We start from the raw sequence: 17,301 nt of genomic DNA, 5'->3' as shown, positions 1-17,301 counted from the left end.
ACTGCCCGGCTCCAGCGCAGATGGGGATCAACTCGCCAGCACCGTGCGATTGCGCCCAGCTCGCTTGGCACGGTAGAGCGCCTGGTCAGCCCGCTCGATGGTTTCTTCGACATCTTCATCGAAACGCTGCTCTGCCATCCCTGCAGAAAAGCGCACCCGCAGCTCGGGGATCAATCTCGACACCCGGGCGTCGTTGATCATGTCCCGCACCCGCTCCAGCATGGCGTCAGCCTGCCCGACCCGGCACTCCGTCAACATCAGCAGGAACTCTTCTCCCCCCCAGCGGGCGATCACATCCGATTCACGCAACTCACTCTGAATGGCCTGGGCAAAGGCGCGCAGCACCTCATCCCCCACGCCATGACCATAGGTGTCATTGATGCGCTTGAAAAAGTCGATGTCGATGATGCCGATGCAGAAAATGCGCCCTCCTCGGTCACTGAAGCGCTTTTGCAGGTGCAACGTTTCCATCATGTGCCGCCGATTGAACAGGCCTGTGAGCTCATCACGCGTAGCCAAAGTCTGGATGCGCTCCAGCGCCGTGGCCAGCTCATCCTTGCGTGCTTTCAGGCGGGAGCGCAACTCGCTGATCTCACCCGCCAGCAGGGAAATGGTGGGCAAGGTCGTGCAGGCAAACAGGAAATGGATCAGCTCCTGCCGCATCGGGTAGCGCTGGGGCGCCAGGGTCGTCATGGCCAGCATGGTCAGCCCTTGTGTCACCAGCGCAAAGAACGCAGCCAGACGGGCTTGCTGAGCCGTCAGGTTGAACAGTCCAAACACCAACACCAGCACCAGCAACATCAGCGATGCCCCCCGCGAGCCACCCAGGATGGCGTAAGCGCCCACCACGCAGGTGATGGCCACCAGAATCTGGGGCAAGGTCAGCGATGGGTCTGCAAAACGGAGATTGATCCCACTGCGCAACAAGCCGTAGAACACCGCAGACTGGGCCAGCATGTAGGAGCCCAGCAACCAGCCATCCAACTCGGGAACAGCCCCGGTGTTGACGGCATAGCCCAGCACAATGGTGCAGATCACGAAATTGGCGGCGGCCACCAATGAGCGCTGAATGCGCAGACGTTGCTTCACATCGTCTGTGAACACCAGCCTCATCAAGCCGTGCAGCCAGCCTGAGGTTTCCTCGGAATCCTGGGCAGTGAACTGGGTCAGCATGGAGGCTACCACCGCCAGCAGCATGAAGCGCAACAACTCCTGCGCCATGTCGTAACGCAGTGGGTTGTGGTGAACCAGCCAGATCATGGCTCCGCCCATGATGAACAGGGTGTAGCCCGCCAGCAGCCTGACCTGCAAAGGGCGCAGAAAATGGTAGCCGAACATCAGCAAGGGCACGAGAAACAGCAACATCAGATCGCGTGCTGAACCACCCAGCGTATAGATCCATGCGGCACATCCGATCGCCACCAGCATCTGAGGCATGGTCAGCGATGGGTCGCGGAAGGCGCGGCTGATGCCCGTGCGCAGCAGGGTGTAGAACAAAAAGACTGCCGCCAGTGCCGCCACGCTGATGCGCAGCACCGGCTCGGGAGGCAGGTCACCCATGTGCACCACGGCGTTCAGCACCGAGCAGATGATCAGATAGATCACGCCACTGCCCAGGCACCGCGAGATCCGCAAGCGCTGCTTCCAGTCGCTGCCAAGCAGCCAGACGCCCCAGGTTCCATCAGCCGGCTCGGGATAGACCGGCGCCAGGGTCAATCGCGGATCATTTTCCGGGCTGTGTTGAACGGGGTTTCTCATGCCTGCCATTTCGACAGCAGGCACACATACGTTTACCCCGTGTTTACCCAGACGTTACAACACGCAACCCTGACTTATTTCCGCTTCCGTGGCTTCTCGCACATCCAACACCGTGATGTCGAACACCAGATCCACCCCGGCAAGCGGGTGATTCGCGTCCAGAACGACATGCTCATCGGTGACGTCGGTCACCGTGTAGATCAACATGTCCTGATCTGTGCCATCTTCAGGGGTGCCCTCATATTGCTTGCCCACAGACAAATCACCAGGCAAGGCTTGTCTGGGCTCGATCCGCAGCAATTCGGGGTCATACAGTCCGAAGGCATCCGCAGCCTTGAGTGTCACTGTCAGCGCATCGCCGACGGCGTGTCCTTCAAGCTCGGCTTCCAGTTTGGGAAACAGGTCATCGAAACCACCATGCAGGTAGACCATGGGCGCCTCGCCGGGATCAACCAGGCGGCCATCGACATCGGTCACCTGGTAATGCAGCGATACGACGGTTTGCGGGCGAATGGACATCTCGACAGACTTGGTTGGCTACGGAGCGTGATTTTAGGATCACACTGGCCAGCGCACACCAATGCCGGAGCGATGTCCGTCAAAAGGATGCAGGCGCACCTCCGCGCCCAGCATGGAAGCGATCTGGCTGACGATGGCCAGCCCCAGTCCGCAATGCCCCACCTCGTCATTGAGGCGGCCCAGTTTGACAAAGGGCATCAGGGCCTGCCCGAAGGCGTCTGCCGAAATGCCGACCCCTTGGTCATAGACCACCAGTTCAACCCACGCCGACTCACGCACCTCCAAAGCCACCACCACCGGAGGCTGGCCGTGGCTGAGCGCGTTGTCGATCAGATTTCCCAGCAGCCGCTGAAGAGAGGTTGACGACACCATCAGCGAGGTCTGATCGATTCGCCCCAGCTCGACGGACAGCCCTGCTTCAGCATAGCGGCTGACACTGCGACGCATGACATCAGCCATCGCCTCCTTCGGGCCAGACTCCTGAGGGCCATGCCCCTGGGCATAGGCCAGGAACTGCTCGATGATGTGTGCGACCGCCTTGAAATCAGCCTCCATCGCCTGGAACACCGCGTCAGGGCATTCCAGCTCCGCTCTCAGACGCAATCTGGCCAGCGGTGTTCGCAGGTCATGCGACACCCCTGCCAGCAAATTGCGACGCGATTGATCTGAACGCCGAAGTGCCAGCACCATCTCGTTGAACGCGTTCACCATGGTGTTCAACTCGGCACCGACAGGCTGCGCCGGCTCAATGGGTGACAACTGCTTTCGCCTGGACAGCATTTCCTTGGACAGCAAGGACATCGGCCGAGTGATCAGGCGGATGCCCATCACGGAAGCCAGCGTACCGGCCAGAACGACCAGCAACACCGGTATGAGCAGTGGAAAGATGGCCCAACTGGCCGAGCGGGCGGGCAAGCGGTGGTGCACCCACCAAGTTTCCCCATCCACCAGCACCCCGATGTGCACAACGCGGGAGGCGCCATCCCGTGCGGGCGGCTCCTCGACGATCTCGATGTCCGGCCCCAACTGTCTGACCAGGGCATCCAGCATCTCGCCAGGCATATCCAGCTCCTGCCAGGGCAGCCGGGGCAAGGCATCAGGTGGAGGCTGGCGGGACACCTCCATGCGCGGCAAGCTCAGCGCCTGCGCCACCTTGTAGCGATCCTCTGGAACAGAGCGGCGCAGAACACTGCGCACCAGCCTCGTCTCGGAGGCCAGGTGATCGATCAACTCCTGCATCATCGGGCGTCCGAAATTGAACGCCATGAACACATGCAGGACCAGCGAGACCAGTGAAATGGCAATGACCAGAACGGTCATTCGCCGGACGATGGAAAAGCTGGTACCGATGGCCATCAGCCGCCCTGCGGCACAAACACGTAGCCTTGACCCCGCACGGTCTGGATGAATCGAGGCTGAGAGGGGTCGGGCTCCACCACCCGGCGCAGGCGCATGATCGCCGCGTCCACAGCGCGAGGTGTCACATCATCTTCGTCGTCATGTGACACGGCAATCAGCCGCTCGCGACTGACCGGCACGTTCGACTGGGCGACCAACTCGGACAACAGTGCAAATTCCACCGGATTGAGCACCCTGAAATCATCGCCCTTCACCAGGCTTCGCGATTCCGGCACGAAGGCATGGGCACCGATACGGACACCATTTTGAGACAGGGGCTCGCCACTGCCGCCCTGATAGCGACGCAGCACAGCCCGCACACGGGCCACCAGCTCGCGAGCCGAGAAGGGCTTGCTCAGGTAGTCGTCGGCACCCATTTCGAGCCCTAGCACGCGGTCGATCTCCTCGCTGCGCGCCGTCAACAAGATGATGGGCAACTGATCGCCAACAGAACGCATGCAGCGGCACAGGTCGAGCCCATTGAGGCCCGGCAGTCCCACGTCCAGGATGAGCAAATCGGGTTTCTCACGGGCGTAGGCATCCTGAAAGGCCTCTGCGTTGGCAAAGGCTGTGACGCCCATGCCTTGGCGGTCCAGATAAGCAGACAGCATGTCACGCAAGGCGCCGTCGTCTTCCACGACGTACAGGTGCAAGGGGTGCTCGTTCTTCAACATGATCGCCCCATTATTCCACCGACATGACACCGCGGACTTATTTCACCCCTATTCACCATTCTTCACACAGCCGCACGACGCAGACACACCCGGGAGTCCTGATTGTGATACTCGCACATGTTTTGTGACGCAATGTGATGCGAAGGTCACGAATATTGACTTGAATATATATTATTGATAATTTCCAATAAGCAATATTAATTACCCGAATTTCACCGGATTAATCATCAATTCGAAAATTAGCACCAAGCCTAGCATGAGCTCACCTACCCAATGGAGGCCACGATGAGCTCAATCAGCAACCTTGGCAATTCGGTGAACACCTATTCGACCAATGCCGCAAACAGCCTGTCTAAAAAACAGGGTACCTATGAAGCCAATGTGAAAGAGTATGGGCCTGTCGTGGCAACCGGTATTGCAAGCATCCAGGCTGCCGGCAATACAGCCAGTTCCGTCGTCTCCATCAGCGAGAAAGGCCTGCAAACACTCAACAATGCCATCAACACGACCGAAAGCGCCGTCAGCAGCACGTTTTCCGCCATTGGGGATGCATTTGAAACCGCGGCCGACTTCGTTTCCGACACCGTCACCGGGGCTGTTGATGCCGTAGAAGATGCAGCAGACGCCGTCACCGACACAGTCAGTGATGTCGTCGATGCCGTGGGTGATACGGTCGATACGATCACAGACGGCATATCCGATGCAGCCAGCTCGGTCAGCAGCACCGCCAGCTCGATCGCCAACGCCGTAGTCAAGGCCGAGAAGTCTGTGGTCAACGCCGTGAGCGACGCGTACGACACCGTGGAAGACACCGTCTCGGATGTCGCATCTGAAGTATCCAGCGTCACCAAGAGCATCGCCAACGACACCTATAAAGCAAGCGCTGCCGTTCTGTCGACGGCAGGAGACGTTGCCAGCACGGTTGGTCAGTTTGCCAGCAACACGCTGGGTTACGTCGGTACCACCGCGGCCTTGGGAAGCGCCCTGATCGACACCCTGGTCTGACCCACCCAGTGCGAGTCTAGCCATGCCTTCCCTGCCCCTTCGCCTGATTCTGCTGCCGCTGATCTGCCTGGCATTGAGCGCGTGCTCGATCGTCACGCCATCACCCTTGTTCGAATTGATCAAGGCCACCGGCATGGCAGCCAGCACAGCCATTGCACAAGGCCCCAGCGATGCGAGCTACCTCGTACACCACGGCGCCAGCGCTCCTGCAACCTTGTGCATCGAATACAACCCGGATACCCAGGTCGCCGATCTACTGCCTGCCATTCAAAACGAACTGAAAACCCATCAGATTGAAAGCCGCATATATGAAATCAGCGGCGTTCTCGATCAGTGCCCTATCTGGTTGAAATACAGCGCCTATATGGAATGGGATACCCCGCCATTCAGCTCAACCTACCAGCCATTCATGAGCCGCGCCATGTTCACACTGCAACGCAGCAATGGCGAAATCATTGGCAGCAGCGGTTACGAACTTGGCGCCGAGCTGCAAATGGGCAAATGGTCCGGCACACGAAACAAAATCGCCAGAGCCATTCATGCATTGGTCAAAGGCGAAATCAAAACCGCCCAGAACACCACAAATGGAGCTCAACCATGAACATATTCATGAGCCTGTTTTCAGAAATCGTTGCGCGCTTTGTCTTGATGCTGATCCTGGTCGCCGTCATCGGCAGTTCGCTGACTGCTTGCGGCACGACCACCTACGCTCAACAGCCGCTCAATGTCACGCCCAACACGCCGCCCAACTACATCGAGAAGGTCAACAACGGCTCGATCTTCCAGCCGACCATGGTGTCTACCTCGCTGTTCTCGGGTGACAAGCGCCCTCGCAGCATCGGTGACACGCTGAAAATCAGCATTTCCGAAAAGACCACCGCGGTTCGCAAGCTCAACACCGACACCAGCCGGGAGAATGCGGTGGCGGTCAAAGGTCCTGGTGACGGCACATCGACCTCCAGCAGCCTGATCGACAAGATCATCAACCTGGATGCCTCTGCCTCAGGCAGCGACTCGTTCAAGGGCAAGGGCAACACTGACAACACCAGCACCCTGACCGGCGAAATCACCGCCTCGGTCATCAACGTGCTGCCCAACGGACATCTGGTCGTCGCTGGCGAGAAAGGCATCTCGGTCAACGGCGGCACTTCCACCCTGCGCATCTCCGGCGTCGTCAACCCCAAAGACATCAAGTCGGGGAACACGGTCGCCTCAGGTGATGTTCTCAACGCCCGTATCGAGTTGGGCGGAGAAGGCGATGTGCAGGACGCAGCCAGCCGCAACTGGCTGCAAAGGGCGCTGGTCAAGCATCTCACCATCTGGTGAGGCGTGATCAGCCTTGTCAACCCGTCCTACCGGGAGACACACCATGGCAATTTCACTTCGCAAACCCCATACATGGCTGCTTGCATCGTCACTCAGCCTGACCTCGCCCTGCTGGGCACTTGACCTGGAGGGCATACGGCTGGCCAACGCCACGCAAGTCTCCGGGCAGCAGTTGGTGCTCAACGGAGCCGGCATCAGCAAGCGCTGGTTCTTCAACATCTATGCAATCGGCCTCTATTTGCCCGACCGGCGCGACAGCTCCAGCGGCATCATGAACATGGATGGTCCACGACGCATGCAGATCACGCTGATGCGCAACGTCAGCAGCAGCGAATTTGACGAGGCGATTGCGTCCACATTGACGCGTTATGCAGAAAAAACGGGGCGGCAACAAATCAGCGCCAACATGAACCAAGTCGTGAAGGCCCTCGCTCGGCAACCCAACGGGCTGAGAAAGGGCGACGTCCTCACCCTGGACTGGCTCCCTGGTAGCGGCACACGCATTGAACTCAACGGCAGACCTCTACTGGAGCCTCTGCGCGGCACGGAGTTCTACGCGGCGCTGCTGCGTATCTGGTTAGGCGATGACCCGACTGACCCCACACTCAAGCCCAAGCTTCTGGGCAAGGGCCGCACACCACCGGCCGATGACGGAGCCAGCCGCAAGGTGCTGGTGGCTCAAAACCAGAACGAATGGTGAAACCGGCCCGACCCCGCTCAGGCGCTCAAGCCAGCGGGGTTGCCAAGATTCGACGGAGCACCATCTCCACACACTCTTGTGGCGAGTCCGAAGCCGTGCGCAAGTGCACCTCAGGGCTCTCTGGCGGCTCATACGGACTGTCGAGGCCGGTGAAGTTTTTCAACTCACCTCGTTGAGCCTTCGCATACAAGCCTTTGGGGTCTCGCTGCATGCACGCCTGTAATGGCGCATCGACAAAGACCTCAAAAAAGCTTCCCGGCTCGAATAGCGACCGAGCAAATGCCCGATCCGCACGAAACGGGCTGATAAACGACACGATCACCACCAGGCCAGCATCGACCATCAACTTGGCCACCTCAGCCGCTCGACGGATATTCTCTGTGCGGTCGGAATCGCTGAAGCCCAAGTCGCTGCACAAACCGTGGCGCAGGTTATCGCCATCCAGCAAGTAGGTATGGACACCCTTGTCATACAAGCTTGCTTCAAGCAAGTTGGCCAAGGTTGACTTGCCAGACCCAGACAGCCCTGTCAACCACAGACAGACTGGACGCTGTTGCTTCAAACGAGCGCGCGCCTCGCCATCCACAGATTGCTGGTGCCAATGAATGGCGCGTTGAGATGATGAAACGTCCTGCAAGGCCTTGTCTCTCCTGATCCGCACAACACCTGGCCCCCAGTTCGCCGGGTGCATCCGGCACATCGCCGATCATGCAAATCATTTATTTGTTTAGATCATTGGACAATATAACGCCCATCTTGCAAACAATCGCGGGCCATCGGTAAAGCAATGTGAAACCTGACCACTGCACAAGATTTCCTCTCCGCACAGATGACACTTCCTGCATGCATTTGCAGCCGTTGAGCAAACTCGAACACCCAGAACAAACACCGGAGCACTGCCATGACCGCAACCCGAACCATTCCAGATCGTCTGGCGGACCGCATTGAGCGCACAGTCGACAAGTACCTGTACTTCCCATTCGAGGCGCATCAGCGCAAACACAACTGCTTGTTCATTCATATACCCAAAACAGCAGGCACATCCGTGCTGGCAGCGCTGGGCAAGCGCCGGGTGCACTACCGCCAGCACTTTCCATGGTTTGTCTACCGTGCAGCCAACCGCAGCTATTTCGACCACGCATTCAAGTTCTCGTTCGTACGCAATCCGTTTGACAGGCTCTACTCCGCCTATGAGTATCTGAGGGCTGGTGGTGCAGGTGGCGCGCATGACCAGGCCGTCGGTGAAGTCATTCGCCGCTACCAGGATTTCGATGACTTCGTTTTGCGAGCACTACACGAGGGAGAGTTGCTCAGCAATCTCCACATCCTCCCTCAGTCCACATTCATCGTGGATTTGTGCGGCAAGGTGATCGTGGACTTTGTTGGCCGGCAAGAAGCACTGGACGACGATTTTGCGCAAGTAGCCGAGAAACTGAACATCCCGTTCAAGGCTGAGCGCAAGAACATCAACACGCAAAAGAGCCATAGCGACTATCGGGCGGCCTACAGAAACAGCCGCAGCGTTGACATTGTTCAGTCGCTTTATGTTCAAGACTTGAAGCTCTTCAACTACAGATTCGAGTGACCTGCGCGTGACACGCTGTTGATCGAAATTGCGATCAACATGCGTCAACAAACATTTACGCGCACGTTTTTGCGTTTAACTGTGCCTTCACCAGCCCGACACCGCCTCGTCACAATGTAACAAGAACATGCGCAGCTTCTGAGTTTCACGAAGCGAGTTGCTGCCATGTTCACCGCCAAGAAGTCCTGGCTGGTTTTCAGCCTGAGTGTTGCCACCTCCGCCTGCCTCGTCGCCTGTGGCGGCGGCTCCTCCAGCAGCTGGACCACCCCGAGCGCCCCCACCGGCCTGGGTTACGAAGAAACCGCTGCCGTACAGGACGAGACCACCGTGCTGCCGTTTGTGGACTACTACGCCACCAACGTTCGCGGTGACGGCTGCCACGCGACCAAGGAAACCAACGCCGGCGTTCGCGTGCTCACGGGCTTCCTGGCCCTCTGGACGCCAAAGACCAGCTATGTCGATGCCGGTGTCACCGTCTCAGGATCTTCCTGCGAGAACTTCAGCGCCTACACCGGTGACGGCATGGATGGCACCATCCTCAACGCCACAGTCCACAGTGCCAACATCCAGTATGTGGTCGACAAGACCACCGCCCGCACAGACGACGAAGCCTCGGCCGCCTACTTCGATGATCGGCGCAACAAGGGCTATAGCGTGTCTGACGGCATGGGCCCCCTCACCGATGCCTGGCGCACCGCCGCACAGCAGACTGTCTGCCTGACCACCTCGTCCACAGCAACCAACTGTCAAACCGACATCCCTTCGGACGCCACCACGGTGCTCTATACCGACCGCGGCACAGACCGGGGCGTGAGCACCAGCAGCGGCAACACCAGCTTTGGCGCGGTGGTGGACTTCCTGAACGACGCCACCACCAACAAGACCAGCGCCTCTGCCGAACCGGCCAAGCGCTATTACAAATACGCGCGCCCCTGGCGCTGGAGCAGCAACGTGGTGGTAGCCCCAACCCTGGTGCCTGCCAAAGGCAGCACAGCAGCCACCGATGGCGGCCAACCCAGCGGCCACACCGCCGAGGCCGTGCGTGACACACTGGCCATGGCCTACGTCATGCCGGAGCGCTTCCAGGAACTGGTGGCTCGCTCACTGGAGCTCGGCAACAACCGCATCCTGGCCGGCATGCACTCGCCGTTGGACGTGATTGGTGGCCGCATGCTGGGCATGGCCGCCGTGGTGGCAGGTATCAACAACATTGACAGCGCCACCCGCAAGGCTGCGTATGACGAGGCTCATACCATCATGATGTCGGCCGTCGGGGTCAGCGACTGGAGCAGCTTCTACACCTACGCCCACTCGGGCACCAGCAGCAACGACCGCTTTGCCAGCACCGCCAGCATGAAGGCGCTGGCAAAACAGCGTCTGACCTTCGGCTTCAGCACCATCGCCAGCACCACGCAGACGGCACAGGTGCCCAAAGCGGCCGAGATCTTGCTGGAGACACGCTTTCCCTATCTGACCGCCACACAACGCCGCGTGGTATTGAAAACCACGGCGCTGAGTTCAGGCTACCCGCTCATGGACGACAGCGAAGGCTGGGGCCGACTGAACCTGGTCGCTGCGGCTGACGGCTACGGTGCATTCAATGGTGACGTGAGCGTCACGATGGATGCGAGCGAAGGCGGCTTCAACGCCAGCGACACGTGGGCCAATGACATCAGCGGCGCAGGCCTGCTGACCAAACTGGGCACCGGCACCCTCACGTTGAGTGGTGCCAACACCTACAGCGGCGGCACTGTACTGAGTGCAGGCACCCTGGTGGGCGCATCTACCAACGCGTTTGGCACCGGTGACGTCTACCAAAGCGCAGGCACTTTGCAGGTCACAGAAAACGTCGCACTGACCGGCCGCTATACACAAACCGCCGGCGCCTTGTCTGTGGTGGTGGGCAGTGGCGGCAAAGGCCGCATCACCAGCGCCAAGGATGTGACGCTAGGCGGCACGCTCACGGTCAGCTTCAATGGGTATACCCCCGCCGTCGGCGACAGCTTGACCGTGGTCAGCGGCAGTGAAGTGCATGGCAAATTCACCAGCGTGACCGTATCTGGCTACAAGGTGAATATCACCTATGGCAGCCGCAACGTGAAAATCACCCTGGTATCCGCCAGCACCGTATAAGCAGTCTGCCTGACGCAATCACACATTTCTCGCTGGCATATGCAAAAGGCCAATGGACTGAAGCCCATTGGCCTTTTCATATTTCAATCAGCCCTGAATGATTTCAGCAACACCGTCCCGGTCGCCCGTTGGCGCCGCCGTAGCGCGCCTCCTGTCGCTCCTTAAAGAACTCTTCGTACGACATGACCGGTTTGTCCGGGTGGTTGGCTTGCATGTGCCGCACATAAGTGCCGTAGTCAGGCATACCCACCATCAGGCGGGCGGCCTGCCCCAGGTATTGGCCCACACGGCCCAGGTCGGAAAACATGCTTGCCATCCTTTTCAGTATGGGCCAATCAAACCTGCACGCCTTCCGGCATGGGTTCGAACGGGGTTTCCTGATCCGTACGCTGCTTGGTCGCCAGCGCCTTGCGGCACGAGATCACCGCAAACACCAGCACGCTCACCACCAGGAACATGAACAGCGCGGCCATGATGGCGTCGATGCGGTTGTTCATGACGATCTGATGCATCTGCTCGACTGACTTGGCCGGCGCCAGCAACTCTCCCTTGTCCAGCGCCGTCTGGTACTTGTTGGCCGCAGCCAGGAAGCCAATTTTCGGGCTGTCATGGAAGATCTTTTGCCAGCCGGCCGTCAGCGTGCACAGCAGCAGCCACACCGTCGGCACGATGGTGACCCACGCAAAACGCTGACGCTTCATCTTGAACAGCACCACGGTCGCCAGCAGCAACGCCACGCCGGCCAGCATCTGGTTGGCAATGCCAAAGAGCGGCCACAAGGTGTTGATGCCACCCAGCGGGTCAACCACACCCTGATAGAGGAAGTAGCCCCATGCTGCCACACACAGCGCGGTCGCCACCAGGCTGGCCACGATCGAATCCATGCGGCGCATCGAGGGCACAAACGTGCCCATCAGGTCCTGCAGCATGAAGCGACCGGCCCGGGTGCCTGCGTCCACCGCAGTCAGGATGAAAAGTGCCTCGAACAAGATGGCGAAGTGGTACCAGAAGGCCATCATCGTCTTGCCACCAATCACGTTCGACAGGATGTGAGCCATGCCCACAGCCAGCGTGGGCGCACCACCGGCACGCGAGATGATGCTGTTTTCACCGACGTCCTTGGCGGTCTGCACCAGCATCTCAGGCGTGACCACAAAACCCCACTGGTTGATGACCTGGGCAGCGCTTTCGGCCGTCTTGCCCAGCACAGCGGCGGGGCTGTTCATCGCGAAGTACACACCCGGCTCGATCACCGAGGCCGCCACCAGAGCCATGATGGCCACGAATGACTCCATCAGCATGCCGCCATACCCAATCAGTCGGGCGTTCTTCTCGTTGTCCAGCAGCTTGGGGGTGGTGCCTGAAGAGATCAGGGCATGGAAGCCGGACACCGCCCCACAGGCAATGGTGATGAACAGGAAGGGGAACAGGCTACCCGCCCACACCGGTCCCGAACCATCCACAAACTTGGTCAGCGCCGGCATTTGCAGCTTGGGCGCCACCACGGCAATACCAATGGCCAGGCCCACAATGGTCCCGATCTTCAGGAAGGTCGACAGGTAATCACGTGGCGCCAGCAGCAACCACACGGGCAGCACCGAAGCGATGAAACCATAGCCGATGAGGATCCAGGTCAACTGCTTGCCATCGAACGTGAACATCGGGCCCCACACCGGGCTCGCCGCCACATCGCCACCATAAACAATGGCGGCCATCAGCAGCACAAAGCCGATGATGGACATTTCGCCAATGCGGCCCGGGCGCACATAGCGTGCATAGACCCCCATCAGGATGGCGATGGGAATGGTGGCCGCCACCGTGAACGTCCCCCAGGGCGAGCCCATCAAGGCCTTCACCACGATCAGCGACAGCACCGCCAGGATGATCACCATGATCATGAAGGTGCCGAACAGCGCAATCACGCCTGGCACCGTGCCCAACTCCGACTTCACCAGGTCGCCCAGCGAACGCCCGTCACGACGGGTCGAGATGAACAGGACGATGAAGTCTTGCACTGCACCGGCGAACACCACGCCAGCCAGGATCCACAACATGCCCGGCAGGTAACCCATCTGGGCCGCCAGCACGGGGCCAACCAGCGGGCCCGCACCTGCGATGGCTGCAAAGTGGTGCCCGAAAAGCACGTACTTGTTGGTGGGCACATAGTCGAGCCCATCGTTGTGGCGCACAGCGGGTGTCATGCGCTTGGGGTCAAGCTCCATGACACGGTCGGCAATGTAAAGGCTGTAATAGCGATAAGCCACCAGGTACGTGCACACGGCTGCAATGACCAGCCACAACGCATTGATGGATTCGCCGCGGCTCAATGCCACGATACCCAGGGCCGCAGCCCCCAGGATCGAGACAAGCCCCCAGACCAGATGGCGCTGGATGTTCGGCATGGTGTCTCCAAATATGTCCGAAAACCGCAGAGTTTAATGCAGGGAGGTTGACACCCCTGCAGCGCACTTGTATTTACGCGTATATATAAACGCCGGCAACAAATCACATCTGACCGTGAAATACGAGGCATTTTCAAGTAATTACCCGAACAAGACTTGGCGATACTGAGGCGACTTATTCAAGCCGAACCTACCCTCATCTGGAGGCTGCAGTGAAATCGCTTTCCGTGAAGATGCGTCTGATGCTGGTCATTGGCATGATGGCGCTGATGCTGGTCGCCACGGCCGTCATTTCGCTGTTCGATCTGAACAGCGCCAACGGCCGACTGGAGTCGTTTGTGAACGGCGTCAACGCGCGTGCACACCTCGCTTCAGAAATCAGAAATGCGGTCAACCGCCGAGCTGTTGCAGCCCGAAATCTGGTGCTGGTCAAAAGCGCAGATGACATAGCGAAAGAAAAGGCAGCAGTCACCCAGGCACACCATGACGTCACGGAGTACCTGACCAAACTCAAGTCGGCTGTGTCCGACCCGGCCATCCCGGATGACGTTCGCGCCAAGGTCGCCGACATCGAATCCATCGAAAAGCAATATGGGCCAGTGGCCACCCACATTGTGGATCTCGCGTTGAGTGGCGACCACGAAGCGGCCATAGCCGACATGAATGACAAATGCCGCCCGCTGCTGGCTGCCCTGCTTCAATCTGTCACCAGCTATCTCACGCTGACTGACGAGCGATCCAAGCTTCTGATCGAACAAGCCGAGAGCGAATTTTCACGGCAGCGCAACACCCTGATTGCCGTCTGCCTGCTTGCTCTGTTCGCGGCAGCCGCCATGGGCTGGTCGCTGGTCCGCTATCTGCAAGGTGCGCTCGGCACGGAGCCCAGCACCCTGAATGCCGTGGCTTTGCGTGTCGCATCAGGAGACCTGAGCCCCATCGACAAGCAGGCCGACGCGCACCGGCACAGCGTGCTGGCGATGCTGGGCGTCATGCAGCAAAACCTCTCTGACATCGTCGGTCAGGTGCGCCACACCAGTGACTCCATCGCGACCGGCTCGGCACAGATCGCGGCCGGCAATGCCGACCTGAGTCATCGAACCGAGTCCCAGGCAGCCAGCTTGCAGGAAACCTCGGCATCGATGGCAGAGATCCAGTCCACGGTGGTGCAAAACGCCCAAACTGCCAAACAGGCCACCGAGCTGGCCTCGTCTGCCAGCCAGGCTGCCGCCAACGGTGGCGAGGTGATGCGCGACATGATCGCCACCATGCAGCAAATCTCGGACAGCTCGCAAAAAGTGGCCGACATCATCTCGGTCATTGACGGCATTGCTTTCCAGACCAACATCCTGGCTCTGAACGCAGCGGTGGAGGCCGCCCGCGCTGGAGAGCAAGGCCGTGGCTTTGCCGTGGTTGCTGGCGAAGTGCGTACACTGGCACAGCGCAGCGCCGAAGCCGCCAAAGAAATCAAAACCCTCATCAACGACAGCGTGAGCAAGGTTGAAAGCGGCACGCAACTGGTGGGCAATGCCGGCACGGTGATCGAATCAATCGTGGGCCAGGTTCAGCAGGTAGCGGACTTCATTGCGGACATCAGTGCCACTGCAGGCGAGCAAACATCAGCCATCGGGCAGGTGACACAGAGCATTGGTCACCTTGACCAGGCCACTCAGCAAAATGCCGCACTGGTGGAAGAGAGCGCAGCCGCTGCCGAGAGCTTGCGCAACCAGGCGGCCTTGCTGACCAATCTGGTGGGCAAATTCAAAACCGGTCAAGCAGCCATGCTGGGCTGATTCCGTCACCCCATGAACGACGCCAACAAGCGTTTATGGCTGACGGCACTGGCCCACCACCCCCGAGGGCTGCTTGTCACTGCGGCGGCCATCATCGGTATCGCCTATTCCCTTCGTCAGCAAACAGCACACATGTTGTGGTTCTGGGTGGTGGGGGCACTCGGCTTCACAGCCATCCGCTACGGCATTTACCTGGTCTGCAAAGCAGACTCGCGCCCGGGCAAGACCCATAGCCGGTGGCGCCATTGGCAACAGATACATGAAGCCCTCCTGCTGTTGGCAGGCATCCAGTGGGCCATGCTCGCGTGGTGGGGCATCCCACAATTCTCCGGTGCCAATCAATTCATCATCATCATCGTGCTGGCTGCGCTGGCTGGCGGCGCGACGGCCACCTTGGCGCCCTTGAGGGTATCCGGCAAGATCTACATCCTGCTGGTGCTGATACCCGCGTGCATTCGTCTCTCTCAACAGCCCGACGACAACTTCATCGTGCTGGCCACCCTGGGCAGCATCTTCGCCTGGGTGATGATTTCAGGCCATGAGGCCAACTTCGCCTTGCTCAAGGAAATTGTCAACCTCGACCTGGAAAAGCAGGCCCTCGTTGACAAGATGACCGCCATTTCAAGCGAACTGGCGCAAACCAACGTCAAGCTTGAACAGCGTGTGGCCGAGCGCACTGAAGCGCTGCAGTTTCAAGCCCATCACGACACCTTGACCAAGCTGCTGAACCGCCGTGGCCTGGCCCATTTTTACAAGAAGCTGGACCGCCACACCCATCCCCAGGTCGCCTTGGCCATGATCGACCTCGACCATTTCAAGCAGATCAACGATGGGCTGGGGCACGACTGGGGTGATCTGCTGCTGCGTGAAGTAGCCAACCGACTGGCCTTCATTGTCCAGAACATCGAAACCCATCGCGCGGAGCAATTCGGTGCAGTCTGCCGCTGGGGTGGTGACGAATTTGTGGTGTGCATCCCATTTCACGACACCGCCCAACGCGACATCTCAAGCCAGTTGGAACTCGTGCGCCAGGCGCTGACCGAGCCCTATGACATCCAGGACCGACAACTCCACATTGGCGCCAGCCTCGGCTTTGGCATCTATGCACTGAACGAACACAACATCGAACTGGGAGAAGCCATCCGCCTGGCTGATCTGGCGGTTTCCGAGGCGAAGCGCATCGGCCGCAACCGTTCGCTGGAAACCAACCAGTCGCTGCTGGACCTCAGCGCGAGGCGAAACCTGATGATCGAGGCCCTTCGCAGGGCCACCAGCGACAACAGCCTTCACCTCGTGTTTCAACCCATCGTCTCGTCATCCAACCACGAGGTCATCACCAACGAAGCACTGTTGCGCTGGAATTGCCCAGGCATCGGCCCCATTTCGCCGGTGGAGTTCATCCCGCTGGCCGAGGACACCGACCACATCTGCGACATCGGTCTTTGGGTCTTGCGTCGGGCGTGCAAAGAGGCCGCCACGTGGCAAGACGAGCATGGCCAGCGCTCCTTGAACACCAAGGTGGCCGTCAACACCTCGTTCAAACAGTTGCTCCAACCAGAGTTCGTGGCCGAAGTGGCCAGCAGTCTTCAGGAGGCTCAACTGGCGCCCTCGCGCTTGATCATCGAGGTGACGGAAACCGTCTTCAACGAAGAGGACATGCAACAGGTTCTTGCCGTGATCCATGCCGTCCGGGCACTGGGCGTCGAGGTGCACATTGACGACTTTGGCACCGGCTACTCATCCCTGTCACGTCTTCACGAATTTCCGATCACGGCCATCAAGGTCGACAAAAGCTTCGTGCTGGCCGGCGACGAACGAGCCCTGGCCGTGATCGAGGGGGCCGTGTTCATCGCCAAGCGGTTTGGCCTGAAGGTGGTGGCAGAAGGTGTCGAAACGCCCGCGCAGGCCGAGGCGCTCATGCGCTTGGGCGTCGACGAACTGCAGGGCTATCACTTTGGGCGGCCGGCGAGTCTGGCTGAGCCGAGACGGGGTCAGTGAGATATCGCCAAAG

General features: G+C 59.5%; 15 protein-coding genes. 8 read left to right on the top strand and 7 right to left on the bottom strand.

Going from position 1 to position 17,301, the window contains the following annotated elements; translation table 11 throughout:
* Positions 1-27 precede the first annotated feature (27 nt).
* Genes ACE3PH_RS06725 through ACE3PH_RS06710 form a run of 4 tightly spaced genes read right to left on the bottom strand, consistent with a single transcriptional unit; the run spans position 28 to position 4,349 of the window.
* Complete coding sequence (locus ACE3PH_RS06725) at positions 28-1,758, bottom strand: diguanylate cyclase (protein ID WP_374317225.1); 1,731 nt, start codon at positions 1,756-1,758, stop codon at positions 28-30.
* A gap of 54 nt (positions 1,759-1,812) precedes the next feature.
* Positions 1,813-2,277: a peptidylprolyl isomerase gene (locus tag ACE3PH_RS06720; RefSeq protein WP_374317224.1), complete on the bottom strand. Its 465-nt coding sequence runs from the start codon at positions 2,275-2,277 to the stop codon at positions 1,813-1,815.
* Between the two features lie 39 nt (positions 2,278-2,316).
* Positions 2,317-3,633, bottom strand: a complete 1,317-nt coding sequence (locus ACE3PH_RS06715; RefSeq protein WP_374317223.1) for a sensor histidine kinase — start codon at positions 3,631-3,633, stop codon at positions 2,317-2,319.
* A complete protein-coding gene (locus ACE3PH_RS06710; protein ID WP_374317222.1) occupies positions 3,633-4,349 on the bottom strand; it encodes a response regulator in 717 nt (238 codons plus the stop codon). Before ACE3PH_RS06710 ends, ACE3PH_RS06715 begins: the two co-directional genes overlap by 1 nt.
* A gap of 285 nt (positions 4,350-4,634) precedes the next feature.
* On the opposite strand from ACE3PH_RS06710, the gene ACE3PH_RS06705 reads away from it, so the two are divergent.
* The 4 genes from ACE3PH_RS06705 to ACE3PH_RS06690 all read left to right on the top strand — a co-directional run bounded on the left by ACE3PH_RS06705 (position 4,635) and on the right by ACE3PH_RS06690 (position 7,380).
* Positions 4,635-5,354, top strand: a complete 720-nt coding sequence (locus ACE3PH_RS06705) for a hypothetical protein (RefSeq protein ID WP_374317221.1) — start codon at positions 4,635-4,637, stop codon at positions 5,352-5,354.
* A 106-nt stretch (positions 5,355-5,460) separates the two neighbouring features.
* Positions 5,461-5,955: a cell division protein FtsI gene (locus ACE3PH_RS06700; RefSeq protein ID WP_374317220.1), complete on the top strand. Its 495-nt coding sequence runs from the start codon at positions 5,461-5,463 to the stop codon at positions 5,953-5,955.
* Entirely contained in the window at positions 5,952-6,680 is a 729-nt protein-coding gene (locus ACE3PH_RS06695) for a flagellar basal body L-ring protein FlgH (protein ID WP_374317219.1), read from the top strand. The genes ACE3PH_RS06700 and ACE3PH_RS06695 overlap by 4 nt, the downstream gene beginning before the upstream one ends.
* A 43-nt stretch (positions 6,681-6,723) precedes the next feature.
* Positions 6,724-7,380, top strand: a complete 657-nt coding sequence (locus ACE3PH_RS06690) for a chalcone isomerase family protein (RefSeq protein ID WP_374317218.1) — start codon at positions 6,724-6,726, stop codon at positions 7,378-7,380.
* Between the two features lie 25 nt (positions 7,381-7,405).
* Here ACE3PH_RS06690 and cysC read toward each other — a convergent pair whose 3' ends face one another.
* A complete protein-coding gene (gene cysC / locus ACE3PH_RS06685) occupies positions 7,406-8,017 on the bottom strand; it encodes an adenylyl-sulfate kinase (protein WP_374317217.1) in 612 nt (203 codons plus the stop codon).
* A 264-nt stretch (positions 8,018-8,281) separates the two neighbouring features.
* Between cysC and ACE3PH_RS06680 the strand changes: the two genes are divergently transcribed.
* A complete protein-coding gene (locus ACE3PH_RS06680; protein WP_374317216.1) occupies positions 8,282-8,965 on the top strand; it encodes a sulfotransferase family 2 domain-containing protein in 684 nt (227 codons plus the stop codon).
* Between the two features lie 165 nt (positions 8,966-9,130).
* Positions 9,131-11,098 carry a phosphatase PAP2 family protein gene (locus ACE3PH_RS06675; protein ID WP_374317215.1) on the top strand — a complete coding sequence of 656 codons (1,968 nt, stop codon included), beginning with the start codon at positions 9,131-9,133 and terminating at the stop codon, positions 11,096-11,098.
* Between the two features lie 103 nt (positions 11,099-11,201).
* Here the strand turns inward: ACE3PH_RS06675 and ACE3PH_RS06670 are convergent, their stop codons facing one another.
* On the bottom strand, positions 11,202-11,405 hold the full coding sequence (locus ACE3PH_RS06670) for a YbdD/YjiX family protein (RefSeq protein WP_374317214.1): 204 nt from the start codon (positions 11,403-11,405) through the stop codon (positions 11,202-11,204).
* Positions 11,406-11,433: 28 nt separating this feature from the next.
* Positions 11,434-13,500 (bottom strand): carbon starvation CstA family protein, encoded by a 2,067-nt coding sequence (locus tag ACE3PH_RS06665; protein ID WP_374317213.1) that lies wholly within the window; start codon positions 13,498-13,500, stop codon positions 11,434-11,436.
* A 212-nt stretch (positions 13,501-13,712) separates the two neighbouring features.
* On the opposite strand from ACE3PH_RS06665, the gene ACE3PH_RS06660 reads away from it, so the two are divergent.
* Positions 13,713-15,290 carry a methyl-accepting chemotaxis protein gene (locus ACE3PH_RS06660; protein ID WP_374317212.1) on the top strand — a complete coding sequence of 526 codons (1,578 nt, stop codon included), beginning with the start codon at positions 13,713-13,715 and terminating at the stop codon, positions 15,288-15,290.
* A 12-nt stretch (positions 15,291-15,302) separates the two neighbouring features.
* Positions 15,303-17,288 carry a putative bifunctional diguanylate cyclase/phosphodiesterase gene (locus ACE3PH_RS06655; protein ID WP_374317211.1) on the top strand — a complete coding sequence of 662 codons (1,986 nt, stop codon included), beginning with the start codon at positions 15,303-15,305 and terminating at the stop codon, positions 17,286-17,288.
* The last annotated feature ends 13 nt before the right edge of the window (positions 17,289-17,301 follow it).

This window comes from Aquabacterium sp. (genome assembly GCF_041909175.1).
Lineage (GTDB): Bacteria > Pseudomonadota > Gammaproteobacteria > Burkholderiales > Burkholderiaceae_C > Aquabacterium.
This window is presented reverse-complemented; position numbering and strand designations above follow the sequence as displayed.